The organism is Oceanospirillum sp. (assembly GCF_982874595.1).
The window spans coordinates 85,860-111,613 of record NZ_CEYNZH010000004.1 but is presented as its reverse complement, the minus strand read 5'-3'; the positions used below and the strand labels follow the sequence as shown (position 1 = coordinate 111,613).

Below are 25,754 nucleotides of genomic sequence, written 5' to 3'. Positions count from 1 at the left end.
TGATCAGCTATGTCGAGTAAAACAAAAAAACCGTCCCGGCTAAGCTGGGACGGTTTTCTTATCGAAACGTTAAACCCGCTAGATTAAACCTTAAAACGGCCCACTTTCTGTCCTAGTTCATTAACCAGAGATTCCAGCTCCCGACTGGTCACGGCGGCCTGATCCACAACGTCAGATGTCATCCGGGCTTCACCGACAATCTGCTCCAGAGCATGGGTCATGCTTTGCGCGCGGGATGATTGATCAGAAGTCATACTGGTGATCGCCTCGAACATACGATGCAGGTTATCCACAGAACTGCTGACATTAGCCAGACGCTCATCAGACTGGCGCATTCCCTCGATACTGTTACGGGCCACTTCACTGGCTTCATTAATTGCCTGAACCGCTTTTTTAGTGCCGGACTGAAGTTCGCTGATCTGCTGCTCAATATCTTCTGTCGATTGCTGCGTTTTACTGGCTAACATACGCACTTCATCGGCCACCACGGCAAATCCACGACCACTTTCTCCGGCCCGGGCGGCCTCAATGGCTGCATTCAGCGCCAGTAGATTGGTTTGCTCTGCGATCGATTTGATCATATCCAGCACATCACCGATCTGATCACTCTGGGTCGCCAGACTATTAATCACCTCTGCCGTTGTCTCAACATCCGTTACCAGGGCTTCGATATCGTGACGTACCCGACGTGAAATCATAGAGTTTTGGTTGGTCTCCTCACGAATCTGATCAACATTATTCAGAGTCTCAGCAACGCTTTCACTCTCTTCTGCCACGCTTTGAGCGATATAAGCAACAGATGCTGATGCCTCTGAAGCCGCCACCTGCTGACGCTCCGTTGCCTCTGAAGCCTGTAACGTCCCATTATGCATGGTGCTGACCACATCGGTAGTATGGCGTGACAGTTGCTGAACATCATTTATGATGACCTGAATCGCCTCCACAAAATGGTTTACTTTTTCGGCCATATCCGTGATCTCATCACGGCCTTTCACCTTAATACGTTGAGTCAGATCGCCTTCACCTGCAGACAGGTCCTCCAGAGCATCGGTCAGCACATTCACACGACGCAGCAGACGAACAGAAAGCACGGCAACCAGAACAACCACCAGCACCAGAGCGCTGATCACAGAAACCAGCGTCATCTGAGTCACCAGATTTTCCGAAGAACGTTCAATACTCTCACCGATACGGTCACGGGCGGCATCATTGTGCTTATGAATGCCATCCAGCCGCTGCTGAAGCTCTGCAACAGATTCAGCGCCACCGGCATCGATACTCGCTTTAACGGAGTTGATACTTTGTTCAATCAGACGATTAAACCCGGCTTCCATTTTTTGAGTGCCTTCAATCACAGCATCACGGCTGACACCGATAACCAAGCGACCGATCACCGCACCATTGGGATTAATAGGCTGTTCGATAACTATCAGACGCTCATGCTTTTTCGCAGCATCAATCACCCTATCCAGCGAATTGTCACCGGAACCGGTTTTCATCAACTCTTTAACCAGATCGCTTTTACGATTCAGATAACGGGTCAGGCGTTTACCATACCCATCATAAAAACCGGCAAAGACGACATGCTCACTCTCGTGCGCCATCTTGACGTATTGGGTCAGTAATGGGGTATCGCGATCCCAGACCGCCTGTGGCGCTACCGCTGCAAGTAACACAGCCATATTGCGCGAGGTCTCCATCAAAGAGGATTCCAGTAAAGCAACGGTAGCATCTTTTTCCTGCTCGAGCTGAGCACGCAATTTAGTTGAGAGGTCGCCGGAAACATTCTGTGTCATCCGACTGATCTGTGTCTGAACCCCATGGCTGGCTGCCTGAAGTTCATCGGACACTTTTCCGTTTTCAGCACTCAGGCGGCTTCGTATATCAGAGACAAGATTTTCGCCACCTGAGGCGGTGAGAAAAATAGTCAACAGGGTTTGAATACCCGCCAGAAAGACAATAGCGATAATGACCGGGCGGAGTAACCGGCTATTCAGTGCAAATGACTGCTTCGACATAACAGTACCTAAATTCTTTTAGTAACTTGTGGTTACCCACCCTTCAGCAACATCATCATGCCTTAGGTGTACTTATTATTTTTCCGGGCTTCAGATCCATAAAGCCTCAGACCTTGGCGAAAGAATAATACTTTCGTCGCACAATAAAAACCGCTTTATTACGCTTTTTCAATTAATTACCACACTATTTTGCTGCAAAAAACGATGAAAACGCGCTATTTTCGTGTAAAGCGAAAAATTCCGGGGGTGACAATTTTACCGTGGGTCATTTCCTTCTGATTGATGTGTTTATTCCCCTCAGCAAATGGTTGTCATCTTCCGGTAGGCTCACCATAATTAGCTTAGTTTAAATATCCTTTTAATTGCCTGTCCGTGGTGTTTGCAATGCATTCCAGAAGCAAGAACAGCGCACACTTTTTTATCAACGCAGCAACCGTTGCTGCGGAGCTGAGTGAAGTTCTCACTGAAGCCAAAAATATCTCCCTGGAAGCCATGAATGCGAAAGCTCTGGTGGCACGGGCAGGTGATAACGTTCGCACCTTTAAACCGATTACTGACTTTATGGTTGAGCTGGCCAATGACACCATCTGGCTGGTGAAAGAGATCAACCGTGAAGCCCTGGTACTATCAAGAACATCGCTGAACGAACTGCACAGCTCAGACGCCAATGCCCGGTTTGCAACGGCACAACAAAAAGCGTCTGCGGCCCCCCATGTGGGAACCTTGGACCCTATCGCCAAAGAAGCTTACAACGAGCATCATCAGCAATCGGTTCAGCTCAGACGCCACATGCGTAAACTGTTCGAGCTGCTGGATGAGATTGAATCCCGCATGCTGGCAGCCAATGTGGTTACCGCAACATCACGACTGGAAGCCGCGACCGCAGCAGACAGTTATCAGGCAAGTCTTGAAGGAATCGTGATCAAGCTGGAAAAAGCAGCCAATCGCATCAAGCATATTGCCACCAAGTGTCGTCATTCACTGGAACGGTGATATCGCCATCATCCTCAGAGCCCTATTTTGTTGTCATCCGTCTGAACAGGGACACCAACAGGAACCAAACCGGACTTAATTATGAAAGTTGTAAAACTCCATGAAGGTCGCAGCCACGAATGGCTGGTTTTCGGACGAGATGAAGAGCGTCCCAGTAAGATCATTGATACCAACCAGTACATGATCAAGACAACTAACCACGCCATTATGCTGGATCCGGGTGGCATCGAACTCTTCTCTGCGATGCTGGCAGCGGTCGTCCACCACGTTCCGGTCAATCAGATTACCCACCTGTTTGCCTCACATCAGGACCCGGATATCATCTCGTCTCTTGGATTGTGGGATAAAACCCTGCCCCATGCCGAGCTACATGCCCCTTGGCTGTGGGAAGGGTTTCTGCGTCACTTCGGCTGCAACAGCATCCGCTACAACCCGCTGCCGGATGAAGGCAAGAGTATTCGCCTGGATGATATTGAAATCCAATTTATCCCAGCACACTACATGCACTCTTCAGGTAACTTCAGTGTGTATGACCCCCAGGCTAAGATTCTGATGAGTGGTGATATCGGTGCCGCTCTTCTGCCGGATGGTGCGCCTCTGTTTGTGGAAGACTTCGACGCCCATGTTGAAAAAATGCGCCTCTTCCACCAACGCTGGATGCCTTCCAACCGGGCTAAAAAAGACTGGGTTCGTCGTGTACGCCAGCTGGATATCGAATATATGGCTCCCCAGCACGGCGCCATCTTTAAAGGCCGTGATGTACAGCGCTTCCTGGACTGGCTGGATGAACTGGAAGTTGGCACCGGCATCGGACACTAACCCTGTCCGCCAATAACCGATTTAATCTCAATAGATAGATAAGAGTTTGTAGCCCGATAATTCAGATCGAAAATTATCGGGCTTTTTCTTGTCTTAAAATATTTCCACGGGATGGTCGACTGCTCGTAATTTTTTCCATACATCTCATCCACTCTTACACCAGAGCTTACGCCACCTTTTCAAACTGTAAAAATAATCTTACACAGCCAGCTCTTCTTTTACGCCGTTGGCCTTTGACCTACGCGTAAGCCCTATCCGGAAAGACGTTATTATCAACAAGTTACAATGGCTACCTATCAATCAGGCCTGCCAAAACAATAACTTTAAAACCGTTTTACTGCTTTGGAGCCATCCATGTTTGAGAATGTAAAAGCAATTCCCGGTGATGCCTTACTGGCCCTCATGATGGAATTTAAAAAAGATCCCACACCATCCAAAATCGACCTAGGAGTTGGTGTTTACAAAGATGATGATGGTCGAACACCTATTCTTCCGGTGGTAAAAAAAGCAGAGAGCCTGATTCTGGAGAATGAACAGAGCAAAGGATATATCGGCCCGGCAGGAGCCCCAGAGCTAGCCCCGTTGCTGCAAGGCCTGATGCTGGGTGAAAACCACCCTTTGATTACCGAACAACGAATTGCAACAACACAAACCCCTGGTGGCACGGGTGCTTTGAGAGTCGCAGGAGATCTGATTAATGCGTTGAACCCTGAAGCTAAAATTTGGGTAAGTGATCCGACCTGGTCCAACCACTTCCACGTGTTTGCCGGTGCAGGTGTTGAAGTGCGTACCTATCCCTACTACGATGCGCAGCAGAACGCTCTGGCCTTTGACAATATGTTGGATGCGATCCGCCAGATACCTGCCGGCGATGTGATTCTGCTGCACGCCAGCTGCCATAACCCAACCGGTATCGATCCGACTCTGGAACAGTGGAAACAGATCAGCGAAGTGGTATCAGAACGTGGCCTGCTGCCTCTGATCGATTGCGCCTATCAGGGCTTTGGTGACGGTCTGGAAGAAGACGTACAGAGCATGAAACTGATTCTGGAGAAGTGTCCGGAAGCGCTGATCACAACCTCCTGCTCGAAAAATTTCGGCCTCTACAATGAGCGTATTGGTGCTTTAAGTGTGGTTGCCGCCAAGGCAGAGCATTGTGGTAATGTCTTCTCACAAGCCTGCAACTGTATTCGTGCGAACTACTCCAACCCACCGGCACATGGCGCAGCAATCGTGACGACGATCTTGTCTGATTCAACCCTGCGCCAGCAGTGGGAAACGGAACTGGCCGAGATGCGCACCCGTATCCACCGTATGCGTAACGAGCTGGTAAAAAACCTGGAATCACTCTCATCGGAGCGTGACTTCAGCTTTATTACCGCACAGAAAGGTATGTTCTCTTACTCAGGTCTGAGCAAGACTGAAGTGAAGTATCTGAAAGAAAAATATGCAATCTATGCTGTCGATTCCGGCCGTATTAACATCGCCGGGATTAATGATAGCAATCTGGAACGTCTGAGCCAGGCGATAGCAGAAGCGATCAGTCGCTAACCCAACGCCGTAGTACCCACTATGTAGTACCCACTAAGTAGCACCCACTAAAAAGGGCCACTTCTTAAGTGACCCTTTTTTCTTAAATGACCTTTTTAAGCCATACCCTTCTTTGCTGACAACCCTCAGCTCACCATCATGGTGTTCTCCGGATCAACCGGCACCGGTAAGATACCGTGGGACTCAGTATGATGCGTAAATGCACTAAAATCGGATGCCAACATCGGCTTAGCAAACAGATAACCCTGCCCTTCGTCACACCCTTGCTGCTTTAGCCACTCAAACTGTGCAAAGGTTTCAATACCTTCAGCAATCACCGGAATTTTCAGATTCTTACCCAACTGAAGCGCGGCTGCGACAACCGCTTCATTCTGTCCCTGTAAACCACCTTCGGTAGTCATGGTATCCCGTACAAATTCCTGAGCCAGCTTGAGACGCCCAATAGGTAAACGCTGCAGATAAAGAAGTGAAGAGTACCCCGTGCCAAAATCATCAATAGAGAAACGAATTCCCAGTGCCCGCAGACGATTCATCACCATCTCAGCCTGACGGATATCCTGCACCAAAACCGTCTCTGTTATCTCAAGTTCAATGTATTTGGCCGGCACACGATGTTGGGCCAGAATCGACTCAACTTGCTCGACAAATCCCTGAGCCAGAAGCTGCAACGAGGAAACATTCACCCCAATCCCCCCAAAGTTCACACCCTGGTCCAACCAGCTCCGGGCCTGTCGACAGGCCTCATCCATCACCCAGCGGCCAATCTGGTGTATCAGACCCCGCTCTTCAGCAAGGGGGATAAAAGTAACCGGAGAGATCACCCCGCGCTCCGGATGATGCCAGCGAATCAAGGCTTCACAACCGATGACTTTTTCCGTCTGCAAACCGATCTGAGGCTGGAACATCAGAAAAAGCTCGCCATTGTGCTGAGCACTCTCCAGATCTTTGGCCAGAAGGGTATTTTCAAAAATCCGCTGACTCATCTGTGCTTCGTGGAAGCGGTAGTGGCCCCGTTGCTCCCGTTTCACTTCGGACAAAGCAATATCAGCCTGCTCCATCACCTGCTCAATAGTCGCAGGCCCATCAGTCCAGTAAGAGATGCCGATACTGCCGGAGACCCGCAGGTCATGTCCATCCAGGATCATAGGCTGGGTCAGCTCTTGCTGTAGGTGTTCTGCCCAGTGTCGGATTTCAAGCACACTTTTAGGCTCATCCAGTAAGATCGCAAACTCATCACCATCCAGACGCCCCAAGAAACTGGATGGCGGCAATACACGCCGGATCAGCTCTGCAACCCGAAACAGCAGCAGATCACCGATTCGATGCCCGAGAGAGTCATTAATCAGTTTAAAATGATCCAGATCGACAAACATCACCGCAAACGAGCGGCCCTGAATATTCAGTTTATTCACAGCCCCCTGAAGGCTTAATTTGAAGCGTTCACGGTTAGCAACACCTGTCAGCTGGTCGAAGTAAGCCAGACGACGCACCTCATCCTCTGAGCGCTTACTCTCTGTAATATCCATAATAGAACCACACAGACGAACCGCACGGCCCTGCTTGTTCCATTGGGCCTGACCTCGCATCCGGATCCACAACCAGCTTTCCTGCTCGCTGCGTACCCGATATCGGATATCCAATATTTCATGTCGCTTAATATGCGCTTTAACCGCCTCCCGGACGTCAGAAAGATCCTTAGGATGAACCCGCTTAAGCCACATATCAGTGCTTTTCCACTCCTGACCGCACTCCTGTACTTTTTGACCAAGAATCTCCAGAAAACGGGGAGCCAGATACAATTGGTCTGTTTCCAGATTCCAATCCCAAATCCCGTCGTTAGTGCCGCGTACTGCCAGCTCAAAGCGCTCTTCACTGACCCGAAGTGCCTTTTCAGTAATCAGCCGCTGGTTGACTTCACGGCGCAGCCGGCGCACGGAGAAAAGTGCAAAAACCACCAACGCCATCAGAAACAAAGCAAAAGCTATTCCACCATAGCGATATACCAGCTCTTTGTTGATCACTCCGGATATCTCCGGATGCAGCCAACGACGATGGATCAGATCACGTTCAGCATCACTGATACTGTAAAGCCCCTTCTCTAAGACAGAAACCAAAATAGGAAGATCTTTCCGGGTAGCAAAGCGCACCGCATAACTGAAGTTAGCATCACCACTAACATCGAGATTACTGATGCCCTCTTGCTTGATATGCCACCAGGCACTGGCAACCACAGAAATAGCCGCATCAGCATTACCGGAAGAAACCGCTAGCATAAGATCACGGGAGCTTTTAAGTTCCAGCAGATTGATATCCGGATTAAAGAGCCTCAGATGCTCTGCAATCGCAGTACGTCGAATAACAGCAACCGTTTTTCCTGACAGTTCACCAACGTCCTTATAATCCGGAGAGGTCTTACGGACAAAAATCTTATTAGCCAGAAATGTATAAGGCGGAGTAAACAACAGATATTCTTCGCGCTCCGGTGTTGCTGACGCTGCAAACACCATATCCACCTCCCCCTGCTTTGCACCTTCCAGCATCTCCGCATATGAGGGATAAAAACGGGTTTTGAAACTTAGAGGCAGTTTCTTTTCCAGAAGCGTCAGGAAGTCCATAGCCACACCTCGGTAATGACCATCCTCATCCTGGGAAAGGGTATGCGGCGGCACAAAAGCGATGCCGACCGTCACAATGCCCATACGGCCATCCAGCCACTGTTGCTCTTGCCCCGTCAGGGCAACCTGAGTCTTCTCACCGCTGTCAGCAAATGCCGGTAAAAAGGGCATGAATAGCAGCAACAGGATAAAAACCATGACACCTGATTCACGGTGGTAACATCCCTGTGGAAACATTTTTTGCCTACCTCGGGTAAGATAAAATTTAAACACCTAATATTACACAAAATAACATTACGGCAACCGTATTCAGATCACTATTTTGCTCTATAACCCTATATTTCCAATCCCGGACAAAAAGCAGCTATTGATCCATCAAACATACAACTTAATCGCCTTGATATAGATCAAACAAAAGTGTTTTATCAGACTTATGGGTTAACATTATCGTCAGAAATCGCCATTCTCAAAGTCCCACATCAAATATCTGGAAAAACAAAAATCATATCCAGTGAGGGAACGAATGAAACATTTAACATCATGCAGGAGCCATTTTTACCGCAGCGATCAGCTGCTGGCAGAGCTGGAATCTCTTTTGGGGCAGCTGGAGCTTAAACGCTCCAGGCTTAAGGATAAAATAGGAGGAGTGACCTCTTCGGCAAAAAGCCGAAGAAGAGCAGGAATCAGGCCTCAGGTCTGATAGCTCACTCCCTTCGGTGTATTGGTTACAAAAAGATTCATTTAAAACATTTATTAAATGAATACCTTTTGCTTCAATAAAAACAAGCCAAATAAATACAACTTATTTGTCGTGTTAACCGAAGGGAGACACTCCTATGTCATTAGATACACTTCGTCAAATTGTCGCTCTGAATCAGAGAATCAGTGATAATAATGATCGCTTTGTTACTGATTTTAAAGCCATCATCGAAAAGCTTGATGCGGGCCGTGCAAACATGATGCAACATGCCGAGCTGCTGAAGTCGATGAAAAAAACGGAATCCGCTAATAGCGAAACCGATCAGGCCTCCGCGCTATAAAGTAGGAGGACTAGCGATTCAGTCTCTGGTGAATCTGATTAATCATCACGGATGCGTCTTTATAATCCAGAGCAATTTCAAACCATTTATTTGTGGTTTTCAGCACTAAAGTCGGGAAACTTCGAACGCCCAAATGGTGATTGAAGGCAAGCTCATTTTCAAACTCGTCCCATATAGCCTCACTGCTCAACGCCAGTTCAAACACATTGCCGTCCATACCTATCTTTTTGGCGCAATCAATCAATGTATCACTATCCGACGGATTTCTTGCATCCCCATAGTAGGCTTGCTGAATCGCAGAAATCATCGCATCTTCTTTACCTTCTTTTCTGGCCAGCAAAAGAGCACGACAAGCAGGATAGGTTGAACGTCGGGGCTGCCAAGCCCGCCAGAAATCATGGTTAAACTTAGTCCCCACCATTGCCTCTATCTTTTTCCAGGTCGCAGCTATTTGCTCTTGCTGTGCATCCGGCATCGGTTCATCACTATCCGGAGCCAAACCGCCTGCCAATGTGTAATAACCTAATTCCGGAAAGGTGTTCCTAATCTCTGTTAATACCGGCTTGAACGCCCAGCACCAGCTGCACATGGGATCCATGATATAAACCAGAGCGGGCTTTTCATCCTGAGTCAACTGTACCAGATAGTCTGTCATTGAGTTTGTAGCCATAGGGGGAAACCTTCTTTTTGTCGCTTCTCATCGCCGGCAAGGCTAACGAAACTTGCAATGCGGGCTGGTGAGATTATGATGCCTGCTTCTTGAGGCAGGGTATGACGATGAATTTAATCTTACTGTACCAGTCGGACTTTATCACCGAAGATAAAGCTCATCTGACCGATCACAGAGCTCAACACATCCAGAAAGTGCACCGTGCTGCGGTGGGTGACCAACTTAAAGTGGGCCGCCTGAATCAGCTGATGGGCTCGGGTATTGTGATGCAATCCGATTCTAATGGCGTCATCCTGCAAACCTCTTTTACTCAGCAACCTCCTGCACCTTTGCCACTCACCCTGATTCTGGCACTTCCACGCCCCCGTATGCTGGCTCGGTCACTGCAACATATCAGTACCCTGGGGGTGAAACAGCTGATTTTGCTGAATACTAAGCGGGTTGAGAAAAGTTACTGGATGTCTCCGGAGCTGAAACCGGAAAAAATTCATGACAACCTGATACTGGGCCTTGAGCAGGCCAAGGATACGCTGCTGCCAGAAGTCACACTGGAAACCCAGTTTAAACCCTTTGTTGAAGATCGCTTGCCGGAGATTGTTGCCGGTACCCGTGGATTAGTGGCGCACCCCGGAAGCCCGGATGCCTGTCCGCGCGGCCTCGAAGAACAAACCACTCTGGCCATCGGCCCGGAAGGTGGCTTTATACCCTACGAAGTGGAAAAGCTGGTCGAAGCAGGCCTAAAGCCAGTGCATCTGGGTGATCGCATACTGCGTGTGGAGACCGCTGTGACAGCGCTGCTCGCACGCCTGTTCTGATGCAAACAACGCCAAAACTGAACCGCTAATAACAAAAGCCCTGCGATCTATCCGACAGCAGGGCTTATTGCATCACGCAGGAATGCTCAATATCAGGCGTGCACCTTCTCCTGAATCAGATCTGCCAGCAAGCTAATATGGTCTTCCCGATCATTCAACGCCGGAATATAGCTCAGCGATTCGCCTCCGGCTTCACAGAAAATCTCCCGGTTCTCTACCTGAATCTCTTCCAGTGTTTCCAGACAGTCCGCAGCAAATGCCGGACAGATGACATCAACCTGACCGATCTCCGGCCCCCACTGCTCCAGAGTTTTATCGGTGTAGGGTTGCAACCATTCTTCACGACCAAAACGAGACTGGAAACTACACAACCACTCTCCAGCATCAAGACCAAGCCTCAACGCGAGCTGTTCAGCAGTGTAATGGCAATGCTGGGGATACGGATCACCATTATCCGCATAACGCTTGGGAATACCGTGGAAAGAGATCAGAAGCCGCTCACCTTTGCCATGTTCCTGCCAGTGATCTTTAACCGATTGCGCCAGCGCCTCCAGATAACGGTCGCGACGGCAATAATCCCGGATAAAACTAATCGCCGGAAACTCCGGGCGCTTGGCAATGACCTTAGCCAGCTTATCAAATACAGCACCTGTGGTGGTGGCAGAATATTGCGGGTACAGTGGCAATACAATGACCTCTTCCACCCCCTGATCCACCAACACCTGCAAACCTTTATCGATGGAAGGATTACCGTAAGTCATCGCCAGCTCGACCGGCAGATCCAGCCCGCGCTGATTCAGTTCAGCTTTTATCGCTGCCTGCTGCTGCAGACTGATTGCCAGTAAAGGAGACCCCTTGTCCGTCCAGACTCCTGCGTAGGCTTTTGCTACCCGTTTAGGACGAACCTGAAGAATGATGCCATGCAGAATCGGACACCACAGCCAGCGGGTCAGGTCGACCACACGATGATCATGAAGAAACTCAGCAAGATAGCGTTTTACCGCCTCAGGGGTAGGAGCATCAGGAGTACCCAGATTAACCAGGAGCACCCCCTGACGAAGGTTTGAATCACGGCCATTACGCGCGGATCCGGTAACGGCGGACACTGCATTTGCAGCTAAGGTAACATCGGACATCGTTATTCCCTGTTTACAACACATCAACCCGGCTTTATCGCTTGCACCCTGAAGGTATGCAACTCAGCATCTGAGGCTCTTATACGGTGCTGTTATGATAACGTGTCCTTGAGAATAAAAAAAAATGGTTTATTTAGGGTGCAACGATCAGGCGACCTGAGTTCGCCAGCCCTGATTCAGTACCGGTTGGGCCAAAGCAGAAAGACGGGAAAGAATACGGCGGGATTTAACCTGTTGAATACCCAGTTGCTGCAACATATCACGGGCACTTTCTTCATCTCGAAAGACCAGAGGTTTTCCTTTTTGCCCTTGCAGGCGATAGTTTGTATTTTCGTGGCTGATCTCAACAGTGAAGTACACACCTTCATGGTGAGACTGGATCTGGATATCGGTTGCCGGATGCTGTTGCAGATGATGGTGTAGTTCTGTCATTTTCATAGTCATTATCTCATTATCTCATTATCATGTCATTTTCGCGGTTAGCTTTTTTACCAACCTATCGTTTCTTGCTTTCAGTAATACCTGTTATACACAGGCTAAAAGACAGTGTTGCGACATTTTAATGACAGTTCTGTGACAGCCTTCAAAAGAGCAACAATCAGGCAAGACACTCTTCTGATTCTGAGAACAGATTCACAACAGAGCCCGCCAGCTGCGCCACTAAGCTGTTACCCTTGGAGTGCTTAGCTTCGTGCTTAATATGACTTAGCTGGCTGGCAATCTCTTTAGCCGAACCAAAATCTGCCGACTCTGAATCGATCGCAGCAACAGAGATACTCATCAGGCCAAAGAAACGCTTCTCTCCGAATCGATCCTCCGCCCAAATCCCCCCATCGCCCAAATGATCCGGACTATAGAAGCTACGACGATGCTGACTGAACTCTTCAAGAGCAGCCTGTACATAACCTTGCCAGTCAGCGCTCTGAAAAATCACCACGTAATCATCACCACCCACATGCCCCACAAAATCGAGCTGAGGATGACTGTGTTTTTTCAGAAGCTGGGCAACACTCAGAAGAATATCGTCACCTTTGGCATACCCATACTGATCGTTGTAGGGCTTAAAGTTATCCAGATCAAAATAACAGGTGACAAAGTTAGTCTTACTGGCAATTAACTGGTCGATATGCTCCTGAATCAGCATATTACCCGGCAGACCCGTTAGCGGGTTTGAGTTTTGCGCGCTTTTCAGCTGCATCTCAGTGATCATACGCAGAAGATCGATCACTTGGCCAACACCGTAGTAGTAACCATTCTCTGTGATGATAAAGTCTTCTTCCAACCTGTTGCGGTTCCTTTGAGTCACCAGCTGGCTTACCTTTTCCATTCTCATGTGGCGCTCTACAGTCATAACATTCTGATCCAGAATCTGACTGATCGGCTTTTTACTGTAGAGATCACGCCCAAAAGCTTTACTGAGTTTTTGCAATAACCGAGAACGCTTGATCATTCCAACCGGAATCCCACCGGAAACAACGGGGACAGAAAACCAGTGCTCATTCTGCTCAAAGATATCCACCACCTCTTCCACCAGGGTTTCAGGCGTCACTGGGGGGATATCCAGTTTAAGACGGCCGATTTGCCCATCATCCTTGTACATCTCTCTACTCTCCTTGATCTGTTGCCAGACCATCTGAGTTGACTGTGGAACTTCCCGAACCGGGTTAGGGTGTGGCCGGGCAAAATAATAACCCTGCAGATAATCAACACCAATCTCTGACAGCGCTTCAAATTCCTGACGGGTTTCAATACCTTCTGCCACCACCTGACTGTTAACGGCCCGGGCAATTTCAACGATAGAGCGCACAAAATCACGCTTTACCTTATCTTTATCGATGCCAGAGACAAAGTGGCGGTCGATTTTGACGTACTCCGGTTGCAACTCAGACCAGAGACGGAGGCTGGAATAGCCCGCTCCCAGATCATCCAGGGCGATTGAGAAGCCCTCTCCCTGGTAATGACGTACAGCGCGACACATCAGTTCATAATCATGCGTTGGGGAATGTTCGGTAATTTCAATCACGACCTGGTCAGGTCGCAGACCATAGTTATTCAACAGGTCTAATGTTAAGCCTTTGTGATGGTCTGCTTGCAGAAGCGTTTCAGGAGTGACGTTCAGAAAGAGTTTTCCCGGTAACTGCTGTCGGGTGAAGTTTTCAATAGCACGACTACGGCACACGCCCTCAAGAGCAAACAATTGCTGCTGACGCTTCGCTTCTTCAAACAAGCGAATCGGACTACAAAAAAAACTGTCTGCAGGCCCCCGACTTAGCGCTTCATAGGCAAAAATAGACTGCCCCTGAGCACTAATAATTGGCTGAAACAGGGTGCTGATCTGTTGCGATTCAATAATATCAAGCAACTCGGCGGTATGTGCCATTGAAATGTCATCTCCAATAAAACGGCGCAGGGATACCCCTTCGCGACAGGAATCATTACACCAGCGAAAAATGACAAAATTGCTACAAACGTGCTTTAAGTATGCATAAGAGATGAAACTTAGATATCAATCAAAAAGCTTAAAGCCTGAAAATGACGTTTATATGTAGATGCCTCCCTTTCCTGCTAAAAAAGCTATACAAGGGTATTGTGACAATAAAAAAGCCATGGCGTGAACCATGGCTTTATAACAGCAAAGGTCAGAAGATCAGTCAGCAAAGACAGACTCTATTGAGATCCCCTGCTTCTCCATCATACGACGCAACCTGCGAAGGGCCTCAACCTGAATCTGACGAACACGCTCACGGGTCAGGCCGATCTCTTCACCCACCTGTTCAAGGGTGGAGGGCTCGTAACCGTGCAGACCAAAGCGTCTAACCACCACTTCAGACTGCTTCTCAGTCAATTCAGATAACCAGAGATCCATATGCTGAGTGAAGTCATCTTTCTGCAGCATGCTGGCCGGATCCATATCTTCTGCATCGGCGATGGTTTCAACCAAAGGCTTATCCATATCACCACCAACCGGGTAGTCCATGGAAGTAACACGCTCATTCAGGCCCAGCATTTTTTCCACAGCCTCAACCGGGCGGTCCAGAGATGCTGCAATCTCTTCTGCTGTCGCTTCATGATCCAGCTTCTGGGTCAGTTCACGAGCCGCTCTCAGGTAGACATTCAGCTCTTTCACCACATGAATTGGCAGACGAATAGTACGAGTCTGATTCATCAGCGCACGCTCAATCGTCTGACGGATCCACCAGGTAGCATAGGTCGAAAAACGGAAGCCTCGTTCAGGATCGAATTTTTCGACAGCCCGGATCAGACCAAGATTACCTTCCTCAATCAGATCCAACAGTGAGAGTCCACGGTTCAGATAACGACGTGCGATCTTAACCACCAGTCGGAGGTTACTTTCAATCATACGGCGTCGGCCTGCTTCGTCACCCTTGCGGGCAAGGCGGCCAAAATAAACTTCTTCTTCCGGGGAGAGAAGAGGGGAGAAACCTATCTCATTGAGATAAAGCTGAGTGGCATCCAGACTTTTCTCAGACTTATCTTCACGCTCAAGGGCGCGTTCAAAATCTGCTTCCGCCTGCTTCTCAGCGGACAGAGAATCGGAATGTTTGTCCGTACCTAATACGGAGGTATGCTCTGTTTCAAAATCATGATCTAAAGTCGTCATAGCAGTATTCCCATGTCCTGTGGTGAGGTTCTTTAAAAGAAAGCACCTTCACTGTTATTTTTATCAATACAGGCCTGTGGCTGGGTGTTGTGACTGCTCTACTTCCTATGTACCAAATTATCACAACCGACCAAAATGGCCTTTAGTACGTTGTTTGAACATCTGTGCTCAATTCATTGAAGTTTTCATCACCGGCTCACGCTGCGTGAACCTCCAGGTCTTTTGCAAAGCAGCTAATCATTTGATTTATAATAATTTTTCACCGATCAACTTTAAGAAATGCTTTGCGACTTTACAGGTAACCAAGGGGACTCCCAGTTACTCTGTACCTATGACGCTATAACGTTCTGAGGAGAGTGTGCAACCAATTTTTTAAAATCCATTAAAAAAACATCAATGAAAAAAATTCATTGCAACAAAAGAGGCTGCCTGAAAAACATCAAACAGCCTTGAAGATCAGTAAGATAGAGAAGTTAATCAAAACCCATCATTCGATTAATTTATTTTTAATTCTGCCGATTAAAAAACCAGACCAATGCAAATCCAAGAATCATCAGAATAATGGCAGGCACCATCTGAGGATCCATACCGGTTAGTTGTCCGTAAGCAGAGGGCAGAAGATTGTCATGGGTGATAGGCGCGGCTTTACCATGGTTATCTATTTTGTAAGATACCACCTGACGCCAGGGCCAGATCTGGGACAGAGAACCAATCAGAACACCGGTTAACAGCGCTAATGTGGTCTGACGGAAACGGTGAAATAACCAGCTCAGCACCTGAGAAAAACTCAGAATACCTGCCGCACAACCTCCGGCAAACCATAGCATGGTGATCAGCTCCAGATTCTTCACCGCATGCATCACACCGCCATACACGCCCATCATCAACAGTAGGAAGCTACCGGAGATACCCGGCAAAATCATCGCACAGATCGCAATGGAACCGGCAATAAACACATGAAGAGGGTTACCCACATCCAGAGTCGGCATCAGCTGATTAATCAGCATCATCAGCACGACACCCGCAAACAAGGCTAAGGTTGTCTTCCAGCTGCGGTCTTGAATTTCACCGTAAATAGTCAGTACTGATGCACTGACCAGCCCAAAGAAAAATGATGAAAGGAGTACAGGCTGCTCTTCCAGCAGATAGCTGATGATATGAGCCAACAGCAAAATACTGCTGATAATGCCCGCCAGCAAGGTTACCAGAAAGGTGCCATCCATTTTCTGCCAGACCGCTTTAAAACCCTCTTTTCGCCAGGTCAGCAGCAGGCCGGGGTTAATACTGCGAATCGACTCGATCAGCTGTTCGTAGATACCTGTGATAAACGCAACAGTGCCACCGGAAACACCGGGCACCGCATCCGCTGCCCCCATCGCCATACCTTTAAAGAAAACCCGGATACCATACTGATGTTTTGCCACGCGGGGATGCCGATGCCCTTCTGCCTTTGATCGATCAGGCTGAGGTTGGTCTGAATGAGTCTGGTTTGGATCGGACGGCTTAGAGGTGTTCAATCAGGATACTCCCTATACAAAAACAAGCGATTCACAGAATGCGTTAAACAACACCTTGCTGCAGCGGTACGAAATGCACCGGTGCAATAACATCAGAGGTATGACCGGATTCATTCCGCGTCACACGGGTCAGAGACTGCTCTTCACCTTCCCCGACCGGCAAAACCATAACGCCGGTTTCACTCAGTTGAGATACTAACTTAGGTGGCGCAGATGCCGGAGCTGCCGTCACCAGAATGGCATCAAAGGGAGCTTTTGCATCCCAGCCCTCATAACCATCGGCATGGTGCAACTCGATATTAGACAGTTCCAGCGCCTGAAACCGTTCTTTCGCCTTTGGCTGAAAACTACTGATACGTTCCAGGCTGACCACCTGCTTAAACAGTGACGCCAGAATAGCGGTCTGATAACCGGAGCCTGTGCCTATCTCCAGAACCTTGTTCGGGCGCTCCGGCATATCCAGCAGAAGCTCCGTCATGCGGGCAACAACCCAGGGCTGGGACAGGGTTTGCTGGCAACCTATAGGTAGGGAGATATCCTCGTAAGCCCGATGAGAGAGGGCTTCATCAAGAAAAATATGCCGTGGCATTTTCGCCATTAAGGTCAGCAGCTCTTCATTGTGGATTCCCTGATCACGCAAACGATCCACCATGCGGTTCCGGGTACGCTGGGATGTCATACCTATCCCCTGAAGATTCCACTTCGCGTCTAAAATATGCTCAGTCATCGGCGCTCCTTAATCTGCCACCAGTTCTGTTGCAGAGCTGACGGATACTAACCAACTGGCCAGATTTTCTCTGGCGCTGTTCTGAGTCAGGTCCACATGCAAAGGGGTGATGCTGATAAAACCTTCGGCAACAGCATAAAAATCGGTCTCAGGCCCCGCATCACGGGTACCTCCAGCCGCCGGAATCCAGTAGCGCTGTTTTCCCCGGGGATCAAGTACCGCTTCCGGCTCACCGGCAGGATGGCGCTTACCCAAACGGGTCAGACGAATACCCCTGATCTCCTCATAGGGAAGATCCGGCACATTGATATTCAGAATGCTGCCCGCAGGAAGATCCAGAGAGTGGTAGCCCCGCAATAAACGCGCAACAAACTCCGCAGCCGTGGCAAAGTGCGTCTTACCGGCCAAAGAAACGGCAATAGAGGGTACACCGAGAAAACGCCCTTCTGTCGCTGCCGCAACCGTTCCGGAGTAGAGCACATCATCCCCCATATTGGCGCCATGGTTGATACCGGCGATCACAAGGTCAGCCTCAGACTGAAAAAGCTGCGACAGCCCCATATAGACGCAATCGGTCGGTGTGCCATCAATACTGTGGAAACCATTCTCCATCGTCTCAGGGCATAGCGGACGACTTAATGTCAGGGAGTTACTGGCCCCACTCCGGTCACGGTCCGGAGCAACGACGGTTACTTTATCAGCGTCTACGGACAGGCGTTCTGCCAGAACCCGCAGGCCTTCGGCACGAACACCATCATCATTTGATAAAAGTAATTTCATTCGGTTCTCGGCCTCATGTTGTCTTTGTTTGTTTCAGATATTTTCCGACACCCGGCCACTCTGGCGAAGAATTAACGATCTTCAGCTTCCGTAAAGCTGCTGTTCCAGCGAGTCACTTCCCGCAGCATCGATGTGGCAAAGGTACCGACCGGCAACATAAAACTCAGCACCAGATCTGTCTGACCATTTTCCTGCTGCCAGTCCCAATGAAGGTGCTCAGGAATCAGACGCAAAGCACGGCGCTCCGGGTTCAGACCCGAGCTTTCAATCCCGGCGATCAGCTCCGGATAACGACCGGCCACTTCCGCTTCCAACGCACGGGCCGCTGCGGTTACCTTCGGCTCACCCGCGCCCCATAAAGGCCCTGTCGGGTGAATCACACCATCTTCCAGACGTTGCTGAACATCGGCATCACCCAGCTCAATGGCAAACTGACTGCGACTGCCGGAGAAGGTTGCAACATCGCCTTCCAGCCAGGACTGCCAGTTGCCCTGCTCAATACGCTCGGTCAGCATCCGGTTGAACAACCAGCTGCGCAGAGCCGACAGCATCATGGCACGACCATCTTTGTCACGCTTACTGAGTTTCAGGGACTCTCCCGCTTCAACCCGGGCTACCGCTTTTGTCAGATTGTTTCCGTTGCGGCCAAAACGCTGCTCGCCAAAATAGTTCGGTACGCCCTGAATGGCGATCTTATCCAGCAGAGCTTCTGCAGCGGCCTGATCACCGTCAAACCCGCGCAGACGAATGGCAAATTTATTCGCTCGGTGCACGCCACGCTTGAGTTTCTTGCGGTGACGGATCGCTTTCAGGATCTCAACACCTTCAATACAGAACTCGCTCCAGTCCGGTGATTCCAGACCGGGAATATGCACACTAAACCACTGTAACGTCACCGCATGACGATCTTTCATGCCGGAATAGGAAACCGCGTTAAAACCGACCTTGGCAAAACGCGCCAGCTGACGGGCGACCCAATCAGTATTGTTACCGCGCTTTCTGATCCAGAGGAAATGATGCTCCCCTTCGCCTTCCGGCTCAAAGCCCAGAATTTCTTCTACCTGAAAATCTTCCGGCTCAGCCCGGAGCTGAGCCTGACCGACAGGGCCACCCCAGGCATAAGGAAACTCAAGTGATAACGGACATACCAAGGCATCTTCATCGTAAGAGTTGCTTTGGCTTGCAGGTGCAGAAGAGGATTCAGACATTCACTCGGTTCCAATTAAAATAATACAGGGCTTATGCCCGAAGATTGTTCAGTAAGAGCGTAAGCCCTACAGATTAAAAGCCTTAAGCGTCAGGAATCAGCAGCCCTGGACGTTAGGTATTAACAGCACGACGGCATGGGCAGCAATACCCTCTTTACGGCCGGTAAAACCCAGCTTCTCTGTGGTAGTGGCTTTAACATTGACCGCTGTGATATCCACGTCCAGATCGGCTGCCAGCTTAGCCCGCATCGATTCAATATGCGGAGCCATCTTAGGAGCCTGAGCGACAATAGTACTGTCGATATTCCCTACCGCCCAATTTTGTTCTTTCAGAAGGCCGATCACATGGCGCAGCAGATTACGGCTGTCCGCACCTTTAAACTCAGGATCCGTATCCGGGAAGTGCTTACCGATATCCCCCAGACCTGCCGCTCCCAGAAGGGCATCACACAGGGCGTGAATCAGTACATCCCCATCAGAGTGCGCCAGTAGCCCCTGCTCATAAGGGATCGTCACGCCACCCAGCACCACATGATCGCCCGGGCCAAATTTATGAACATCAAAACCGTGACCAATACGCATTGAAATTCTCCTGTGAGGAATTAGAGATCGCCTGCCTGAGACTTAAGAAAAAGAGCCGCAAAGGCAAGATCATCCGGATGGGTAACCTTGATATTATCCCGATGACCGGCCACTAATCTGGGGCTGAAACCCGACCACTCCAGTGCCGAAGCCTCATCGGTAATGACCGCGCCGGCGGCCAAGCCCTGCTCAAGAGCACGGCTTAGCTTACCAAACCGGAACATCTGCGGTGTCAGAGCATGCCAGAGTGCGGTACGGTCTACGGTTTCGGAAATGGTGTTGTCCTGTGTCGCCCGCTTCATGGTATCGGCAACCGGCAGCGCCAGTATGCCGCCAACGGGATCGTCCGAAAGCTGGTTTACCAAAGCGGAAATATCACTTTTCCGTACACAGGGACGCGCCACATCATGCACCAGCACCCAGTCATCCTCTGATGCCTGACCCGCAATCGCTTTCAGGCCATTGAGCACAGAATCCGCCCGCTCTTTGCCTCCGGCAACCTCCTGCAGTCTGATGCCCACGGGCTTTTGAATCTCAGGCCAGTAGGGGTCATCCGGGTTCAGACAGATGACAAACTCAGCCTGCGGCAAGGCACTGGCCAGTCGCTCAAGGGTATGCTCGATGATGGGACGGTCATTCAGGGGCAGGTATTGCTTAGGCCGGTCGGCCTGCATACGGGAACCAACACCAGCAGCAGGGATAACCAACCATATTTTAGTTGTAGTCTCAGTCATGACGTTTTCCAGCTCAGCCTTTGCTCACTGTGTGACCACTTCCGGCTGGCTCAGACTTCCCTGCCGGGCAGCCGCCTCAGCAGAAAGAGCAGGTTTAGCGGGCGACTTTGACTCATCGATCAACAGAAAAAAGGTTTCGTTCGGACGTACCATACCCAGCTCGTAGCGGGCACGCTCTTCAATGGCGTCCAAACCACTTTTCAGGTCAGCAACTTCAGCCGCGAGTGCATCGTTTCGCTTCGCCAGCTCGGCATTTTCTGCCTTACGGGTTTCGATGCGGCTTTCCAGCTGCCAGGTTTCCGGCAAACTGCTTTCACCAAACCACAGTCGCATCTGCAACAACAGAATCAGTACCACCAGAATTAAATTAAGAAAACGAAACATGGATTCGGTCTGAGTCCCGATAAGTTAGCCATCAATTACAGCCCTACCGAAAAAGCGAGGCCATTGATAAAGCTGGCATTATGAGTGAAAAAGCAGCGACAAAAAAGGGGAACCCTAAGGCTCCCCTCTTTTTACCTGCCCCTGAGGACAGGTTTAAGATCTGATCGGCGAATTAAGCCTGACCTTTGATCTCTTTCAGACCGTTATAAACGGCTTTGTCACCCAGCTCAGCTGCGATTTCCAGCAGGCGGTTGTACTTAGCAACACGATCAGAACGGCACAGAGAACCGGTCTTGATCTGACCAGCAGCAGTACCTACTGCCAGATCAGCAATAGTGGTGTCTTCAGTTTCACCGGAACGGTGAGAGATCACAGCCGTGAAGCCTGCGTCTTTCGCCATCTTGATCGCGTCCAGAGTTTCGGACAGAGAACCGATCTGGTTGAATTTGATCAGGATAGAGTTACCGATCTTTTCTTCGATACCACGGGACAGGATCTTGGTGTTGGTTACGAACAGGTCGTCACCGACCAGCTGAACTTTGTCACCGATCTTCTTAGTCAGGTAAGCCCAACCGTCCCAGTCAGACTCGTCCAGACCGTCTTCAATAGAAACGATCGGGTAGTTTTCAGTCAGAGCGGCCAGGTAATCACCGAAACCTTCTGCGTCGAACACTTTACCTTCACCGGACAGATCGTATTTACCATCTTTGTAGAACTCAGATGCTGCACAGTCCAGAGCCAGAGTCACGTCTTTGCCCAGCTCATAACCGGCATTGCTGATCGCTTCTTTGATCACAACCAGCGCTTCTTCGTTAGACGCCAGGTTAGGAGCGAAACCACCTTCGTCACCTACCGCAGTGTTCAGGCCTTTCGCTTTCAGAACCGCTTTCAGTGCGTGGAAGATCTCAGTACCGCAGCGCAGTGCTTCGTTGAAAGAGGTGAAGTTAACCGGCTGAACCATGAACTCCTGGATATCAACGTTGTTATCCGCGTGCTCACCACCGTTCAGGATGTTCATCATAGGCACAGGCATAGAGAACTGGCCTGCAGTGCCGTTGATCTCTGCGATGTGTGCGTACAGAGGCATGCCTTTGTCTGCTGCCGCTGCTTTAGCCGCCGCCAGAGAAACCGCCAGAATCGCGTTCGCGCCCAGAGTGGCTTTGTTTTCAGTGCCATCCAGTTCCAGCATTTTGTTGTCCAGCGCACGCTGGTCCGCAGCATCCATACCGATCAGCGCGGCACGGATCGTAGTGTTCACACCTTCAATGGCTTTCAGAACACCTTTACCCAGGTAACGGCCTTTGTCGCCATCACGCAGTTCCAGCGCTTCACGGGAACCGGTAGACGCGCCGGAAGGAGCGCAAGCGCGGGCGCTTACACCGGATTCCAGAATTACTTCGGCCTGTACCGTTGGGTTACCACGAGAATCAAGCACTTCAAGCGCTTTGATATCAACGATTGCTGTCATTTGGGTTTTTCTCCAGAAAATGTCATTTCTTAACTGAAACGATTTAGTTCTATGACTGAAAATGACCAGAGCATCCTTTGATCACAGGGATCTGTTTAAAAGAACCGGATCAAACAACACTCTGTTCAAAAAAATAGGCCGATAAGCTGCCTCTGCAAATCACCGGCGGACACCTTGATACCCGGGATTATCGGATATCCAGTGGGGCAAAGTCTTTAACCAGATCGTCGATGGCTTTCATCTGAGCCAGGAAAGGCTCCAGCTGCGCCAGCGGCAACGCCGACGGACCATCACATTTGGCTTTCTCAGGATCCGGGTGCGCTTCAAGGAACAGCCCCGCAAGACCCAACGCCATACCGGCACGGCCCAGCTGAGCCACCTGATGACGACGACCACCGGAAGCCGCGCCCATAGGATCACGACACTGCAGAGCATGAGTGACATCAAAAATCAGCGGTGCGCCTTTGCAGGCTTTACGCATCACATCAAAGCCCAACATATCCACAACCAGATTGTCGTAACCAAAGCTGGAACCGCGTTCGCAGATCATCACCTTGTCGTTACCACACTCTTCAAACTTCTCCACCATATTGCCCATCTGAGCCGGGCTGGTGAATTGAGGCTTCTTAATGTTGATAACCGCTCCGGTCTGCGCCATCGCCTGAACCAGATCGGTCTGACGCGCCAGAAACGCCGGTAGCTGAATCACATCAGCCACTTCCGCCACGGGCTGAGCCTGATACGGCTCGTGCAGATCGGTGATCACCGGCACATTAAACTGCTGTTTAACTTCCGCCAGAATCTCCAGACCTTTCTCCAGACCCGGACCACGATAGGAGTGGATCGAAGATCGGTTGGCCTTATCAAAAGACGCCTTAAAGACATAAGGGATGCCCAGACGCTGAGTCACTTCAACATAGTGTTCAGCAATCTGCATCGCCATATCCCGGGATTCCAGAACATTCATACCGCCATAGAGCACAAAGGGCAGGTTGTTAGCACACTGCAGACCGGCGAACTCAATAACCTTGCTACTGTCCTGTGGTGAATCAGGCTGTGACATGATGCGTCTCTCTGTCAGATATCGATAAAACGGTGTGTTTCAGCCCCGCAACAGAAAGATTGCAGCGGCTGAAAGACAAAAGCCCTTAATTAAAAGGGCTTTTGCATCGGGTAACGATTAGCTGTCCTGTGAGGCAGCCTTTTTGGCGAGACCCGCCTCAACAAAACCGGTAAACAGCGGGTGGCCGTCACGTGGAGTTGAGGTAAATTCAGGGTGGAACTGGCACGCCACAAACCATGGATGATCTTTCAGCTCGACCACTTCAACCAGAGACTCGTCAGCGGAGCGGCCGGAGAAGATCAGGCCTGCTTTTTCCAGATCGCCAACAAACTGGTCGTTCACTTCATAACGGTGGCGGTGACGTTCAAAAATCACATCCTGGCCGTAAATTTCACGAGCTTTAGAGCCTTTCAGCAGTTTACAGTCCTGTGCACCCAGACGCATGGTGCCACCCAGATCCGAACTGTGGTCACGCTCTTCGATCTTGCCTTCAGGGTTTACCCATTCAGTGATCAGACCCACAACCGGATGAGTGGTATCGTGGGTAAATTCTGTAGAATGCGCATCTGCCATACCGGCTACGTTACGGGCGTATTCGATCACCGCAACCTGCATACCCAGACAGATACCCAGATATGGAATCTTGTTCTCACGGGCAAACTGAGCAGTCTTGATTTTGCCTTCGACACCGCGCTCACCAAAACCACCCGGAACCAGAATCGCGTCTTTATCCTTCAGACGGTCCGTACCGTTGTGCTCGATATCTTCGGAATCGATATATTCGATATTAACCTTAGTGCGGTTCTTAATACCGGCATGGTCAATCGCTTCGATCAGAGACTTGTAGGCATCCAGCAGCTCCATGTACTTACCGACCATGGCGATGTTGATGCTCTTCAGCGGGTTCAGCTTAGCGTCAGCAACGGCAACCCACTCAGACAGATCTGCCGGAGGGCACTGCAGGCCAAAACGCTTAACAACGATCTCATCCAGATTCTGAGCATGCAGCATGCTTGGAATGCGGTAGATGGTATCCGCATCTTCCAGAGAGATAACCGCTTTCTCATCCACGTTAGTAAACATGGAGATCTTGCGGCGCTCGTTCGCTTCAATCGCTACTTCTGAACGACATACCAGAATATCCGGCTGAATACCGATAGAACGCAGCTCTTTTACAGAGTGCTGAGTCGGCTTGGTTTTCGTCTCACCGGCGGTCTTGATGTAAGGCACCAGTGTCAGGTGCATAAACATGGCGCGGTCAGAACCCACTTCAACTTTCAGCTGACGAACCGCTTCCAGGAACGGCTGGGACTCAATATCACCCACGGTGCCACCGATCTCGACCAGTGCCACATCGCAGCCTTCAGCACCGGCAATAACGCGGTCTTTGATCTCATTGGTGATGTGAGGAATAACCTGAACCGTACCACCCAGATAGTCACCGCGACGCTCTTTACGCAGTACGTGTTCGTAAACACGACCGGTCGTAAAGTTGTTACGCTGAGTCATCTTGGTACGAATGAAACGCTCGTAGTGACCGAGGTCAAGGTCAGTCTCTGCGCCGTCTTCCGTCACAAAAACTTCACCGTGCTGGAAAGGGCTCATTGTGCCCGGATCAACGTTGATATACGGATCCAGCTTCAGCATGGTAACTTTCAGACCACGGGCCTCAAGAATAGCGGCCAGAGATGCGGAGGCAATGCCTTTCCCTAAAGAAGAAACAACACCACCGGTGACGAAGATATATCGCGTCATGGATAACCTGTTTTATGCTGCAAATAAGAAAGAAGGGGGGTACTAATTTTTTGTCCCAGACGGCTGTCATAGACAAAAATAGATGGGAGTGCAGGATACCAGAAGGCCTTGGCTATCACAATTCAGAAGGCGGCAATTCATTAAGAAAAACCGGATCATTAAATAAAATAATATGTGCAGTTTTCAATACACCTACCAGATAACATCAGCCACATCGGTTATACGCCTGAACACCCCATCACATAAGTGCAGAAAGC

22 protein-coding genes are annotated in these 25,754 nt (G+C 49.9%); 5 read left to right on the top strand and 17 right to left on the bottom strand.

Translation table 11 applies throughout. The annotated features are described in order from the left end of the window. Positions 1-83 precede the first annotated feature (83 nt). Complete coding sequence (locus AC4GL5_RS03360) at positions 84-2,018, bottom strand: methyl-accepting chemotaxis protein (RefSeq protein WP_490381368.1); 1,935 nt, start codon at positions 2,016-2,018, stop codon at positions 84-86. Positions 2,019-2,402: 384 nt separating this feature from the next. Between AC4GL5_RS03360 and AC4GL5_RS03355 the strand changes: the two genes are divergently transcribed. From AC4GL5_RS03355 to AC4GL5_RS03345, 3 genes are all read left to right on the top strand, one after another. Then, positions 2,403-3,011 carry a hypothetical protein gene (locus AC4GL5_RS03355; RefSeq protein WP_490381367.1) on the top strand — a complete coding sequence of 203 codons (609 nt, stop codon included), beginning with the start codon at positions 2,403-2,405 and terminating at the stop codon, positions 3,009-3,011. 81 nt (positions 3,012-3,092) lie between these two features. Continuing rightward, positions 3,093-3,830: an oxygen-binding di-iron domain-containing protein gene (locus AC4GL5_RS03350; RefSeq protein ID WP_086480863.1), complete on the top strand. Its 738-nt coding sequence runs from the start codon at positions 3,093-3,095 to the stop codon at positions 3,828-3,830. A gap of 354 nt (positions 3,831-4,184) precedes the next feature. Next, entirely contained in the window at positions 4,185-5,381 is a 1,197-nt protein-coding gene (locus AC4GL5_RS03345; RefSeq protein WP_490381366.1) for an amino acid aminotransferase, read from the top strand. 125 nt (positions 5,382-5,506) lie between these two features. Here the strand turns inward: AC4GL5_RS03345 and AC4GL5_RS03340 are convergent, their stop codons facing one another. Further along, positions 5,507-8,233, bottom strand: coding sequence for an EAL domain-containing protein (locus tag AC4GL5_RS03340; RefSeq protein WP_490381365.1), 2,727 nt, complete (start codon positions 8,231-8,233; stop codon positions 5,507-5,509). A gap of 599 nt (positions 8,234-8,832) precedes the next feature. Between AC4GL5_RS03340 and AC4GL5_RS03335 the strand changes: the two genes are divergently transcribed. Next, entirely contained in the window at positions 8,833-9,036 is a 204-nt protein-coding gene (locus AC4GL5_RS03335; protein WP_490381364.1) for a hypothetical protein, read from the top strand. 10 nt (positions 9,037-9,046) lie between these two features. Here the strand turns inward: AC4GL5_RS03335 and AC4GL5_RS03330 are convergent, their stop codons facing one another. Next, positions 9,047-9,706: a DsbA family protein gene (locus AC4GL5_RS03330; protein WP_490381363.1), complete on the bottom strand. Its 660-nt coding sequence runs from the start codon at positions 9,704-9,706 to the stop codon at positions 9,047-9,049. A gap of 107 nt (positions 9,707-9,813) precedes the next feature. Here AC4GL5_RS03330 and AC4GL5_RS03325 point away from each other — a divergent pair, with 107 nt between their 5' ends. After that, entirely contained in the window at positions 9,814-10,521 is a 708-nt protein-coding gene (locus AC4GL5_RS03325) for a 16S rRNA (uracil(1498)-N(3))-methyltransferase (RefSeq protein ID WP_490381362.1), read from the top strand. Between the two features lie 92 nt (positions 10,522-10,613). Here the strand turns inward: AC4GL5_RS03325 and hemH are convergent, their stop codons facing one another. From hemH to pyrG, 14 genes are all read right to left on the bottom strand, one after another. Further along, positions 10,614-11,657, bottom strand: a complete 1,044-nt coding sequence (gene hemH, locus AC4GL5_RS03320; RefSeq protein ID WP_490381361.1) for a ferrochelatase — start codon at positions 11,655-11,657, stop codon at positions 10,614-10,616. A 147-nt stretch (positions 11,658-11,804) separates the two neighbouring features. Next, positions 11,805-12,089, bottom strand: coding sequence for a DUF6482 family protein (locus AC4GL5_RS03315; RefSeq protein WP_490381360.1), 285 nt, complete (start codon positions 12,087-12,089; stop codon positions 11,805-11,807). A gap of 166 nt (positions 12,090-12,255) precedes the next feature. Next, positions 12,256-14,037 carry a GGDEF domain-containing protein gene (locus AC4GL5_RS03310; RefSeq protein WP_490381359.1) on the bottom strand — a complete coding sequence of 594 codons (1,782 nt, stop codon included), beginning with the start codon at positions 14,035-14,037 and terminating at the stop codon, positions 12,256-12,258. A 267-nt stretch (positions 14,038-14,304) separates the two neighbouring features. After that, entirely contained in the window at positions 14,305-15,279 is a 975-nt protein-coding gene (gene rpoS / locus AC4GL5_RS03305; protein WP_490381358.1) for an RNA polymerase sigma factor RpoS, read from the bottom strand. Between the two features lie 506 nt (positions 15,280-15,785). After that, positions 15,786-16,796, bottom strand: a complete 1,011-nt coding sequence (locus tag AC4GL5_RS03300; RefSeq protein WP_490381357.1) for a DUF368 domain-containing protein — start codon at positions 16,794-16,796, stop codon at positions 15,786-15,788. 43 nt (positions 16,797-16,839) lie between these two features. Continuing rightward, complete coding sequence (locus AC4GL5_RS03295) at positions 16,840-17,523, bottom strand: protein-L-isoaspartate(D-aspartate) O-methyltransferase (RefSeq protein ID WP_490381356.1); 684 nt, start codon at positions 17,521-17,523, stop codon at positions 16,840-16,842. Positions 17,524-17,532: 9 nt separating this feature from the next. Beyond that, a complete protein-coding gene (gene surE, locus AC4GL5_RS03290; RefSeq protein ID WP_490381355.1) occupies positions 17,533-18,303 on the bottom strand; it encodes a 5'/3'-nucleotidase SurE in 771 nt (256 codons plus the stop codon). A 71-nt stretch (positions 18,304-18,374) separates the two neighbouring features. Next, entirely contained in the window at positions 18,375-19,511 is a 1,137-nt protein-coding gene (gene truD, locus AC4GL5_RS03285) for a tRNA pseudouridine(13) synthase TruD (protein WP_490381354.1), read from the bottom strand. A gap of 96 nt (positions 19,512-19,607) precedes the next feature. Next, entirely contained in the window at positions 19,608-20,093 is a 486-nt protein-coding gene (gene ispF / locus AC4GL5_RS03280) for a 2-C-methyl-D-erythritol 2,4-cyclodiphosphate synthase (RefSeq protein ID WP_490381353.1), read from the bottom strand. A gap of 20 nt (positions 20,094-20,113) precedes the next feature. Then, positions 20,114-20,827 (bottom strand): 2-C-methyl-D-erythritol 4-phosphate cytidylyltransferase, encoded by a 714-nt coding sequence (ispD, locus tag AC4GL5_RS03275; protein ID WP_490381352.1) that lies wholly within the window; start codon positions 20,825-20,827, stop codon positions 20,114-20,116. Positions 20,828-20,851: 24 nt separating this feature from the next. Continuing rightward, positions 20,852-21,211, bottom strand: a complete 360-nt coding sequence (ftsB, locus tag AC4GL5_RS03270; RefSeq protein ID WP_490381351.1) for a cell division protein FtsB — start codon at positions 21,209-21,211, stop codon at positions 20,852-20,854. Positions 21,212-21,383: 172 nt separating this feature from the next. Beyond that, on the bottom strand, positions 21,384-22,679 hold the full coding sequence (gene eno / locus AC4GL5_RS03265; RefSeq protein WP_490381350.1) for a phosphopyruvate hydratase: 1,296 nt from the start codon (positions 22,677-22,679) through the stop codon (positions 21,384-21,386). Between the two features lie 187 nt (positions 22,680-22,866). Further along, on the bottom strand, positions 22,867-23,742 hold the full coding sequence (gene kdsA / locus AC4GL5_RS03260) for a 3-deoxy-8-phosphooctulonate synthase (protein ID WP_490381349.1): 876 nt from the start codon (positions 23,740-23,742) through the stop codon (positions 22,867-22,869). Between the two features lie 117 nt (positions 23,743-23,859). Further along, positions 23,860-25,497, bottom strand: a complete 1,638-nt coding sequence (gene pyrG, locus AC4GL5_RS03255) for a CTP synthase (RefSeq protein WP_490381348.1) — start codon at positions 25,495-25,497, stop codon at positions 23,860-23,862. Positions 25,498-25,754 lie beyond the last annotated feature (257 nt).

Excerpts from the sequence above, each read along its gene's own strand:
- ftsB (WP_490381351.1), bottom strand. The coding sequence starts at position 21,211 with ATGTTTCGTTTTCTTAATTTAATTCTGGTGGTACTGATTCTGTTGTTG.
- kdsA (WP_490381349.1), bottom strand. The coding sequence starts at position 23,742 with ATGTCACAGCCTGATTCACCACAGGACAGTAGCAAGGTTATTGAGTTC.
- surE (WP_490381355.1), bottom strand. The coding sequence starts at position 18,303 with ATGAAATTACTTTTATCAAATGATGATGGTGTTCGTGCCGAAGGCCTG.
- eno (WP_490381350.1), bottom strand. The coding sequence starts at position 22,679 with ATGACAGCAATCGTTGATATCAAAGCGCTTGAAGTGCTTGATTCTCGT.
- AC4GL5_RS03295 (WP_490381356.1), bottom strand. The coding sequence starts at position 17,523 with ATGACTGAGCATATTTTAGACGCGAAGTGGAATCTTCAGGGGATAGGT.
- AC4GL5_RS03310 (WP_490381359.1), bottom strand. The coding sequence starts at position 14,037 with ATGGCACATACCGCCGAGTTGCTTGATATTATTGAATCGCAACAGATC.
- AC4GL5_RS03360 (WP_490381368.1), bottom strand. The coding sequence starts at position 2,018 with ATGTCGAAGCAGTCATTTGCACTGAATAGCCGGTTACTCCGCCCGGTC.
- AC4GL5_RS03330 (WP_490381363.1), bottom strand. The coding sequence starts at position 9,706 with ATGGCTACAAACTCAATGACAGACTATCTGGTACAGTTGACTCAGGAT.
- ispF (WP_490381353.1), bottom strand. The coding sequence starts at position 20,093 with ATGCGTATTGGTCACGGTTTTGATGTTCATAAATTTGGCCCGGGCGAT.
- AC4GL5_RS03315 (WP_490381360.1), bottom strand. The coding sequence starts at position 12,089 with ATGACAGAACTACACCATCATCTGCAACAGCATCCGGCAACCGATATC.
- AC4GL5_RS03350 (WP_086480863.1), top strand. The coding sequence starts at position 3,093 with ATGAAAGTTGTAAAACTCCATGAAGGTCGCAGCCACGAATGGCTGGTT.
- hemH (WP_490381361.1), bottom strand. The coding sequence starts at position 11,657 with ATGTCCGATGTTACCTTAGCTGCAAATGCAGTGTCCGCCGTTACCGGA.
- AC4GL5_RS03355 (WP_490381367.1), top strand. The coding sequence starts at position 2,403 with ATGCATTCCAGAAGCAAGAACAGCGCACACTTTTTTATCAACGCAGCA.
- AC4GL5_RS03325 (WP_490381362.1), top strand. The coding sequence starts at position 9,814 with ATGAATTTAATCTTACTGTACCAGTCGGACTTTATCACCGAAGATAAA.
- truD (WP_490381354.1), bottom strand. The coding sequence starts at position 19,511 with ATGTCTGAATCCTCTTCTGCACCTGCAAGCCAAAGCAACTCTTACGAT.
- pyrG (WP_490381348.1), bottom strand. The coding sequence starts at position 25,497 with ATGACGCGATATATCTTCGTCACCGGTGGTGTTGTTTCTTCTTTAGGG.
- AC4GL5_RS03340 (WP_490381365.1), bottom strand. The coding sequence starts at position 8,233 with ATGTTTCCACAGGGATGTTACCACCGTGAATCAGGTGTCATGGTTTTT.
- AC4GL5_RS03335 (WP_490381364.1), top strand. The coding sequence starts at position 8,833 with ATGTCATTAGATACACTTCGTCAAATTGTCGCTCTGAATCAGAGAATC.
- ispD (WP_490381352.1), bottom strand. The coding sequence starts at position 20,827 with ATGACTGAGACTACAACTAAAATATGGTTGGTTATCCCTGCTGCTGGT.
- AC4GL5_RS03345 (WP_490381366.1), top strand. The coding sequence starts at position 4,185 with ATGTTTGAGAATGTAAAAGCAATTCCCGGTGATGCCTTACTGGCCCTC.
- rpoS (WP_490381358.1), bottom strand. The coding sequence starts at position 15,279 with ATGACGACTTTAGATCATGATTTTGAAACAGAGCATACCTCCGTATTA.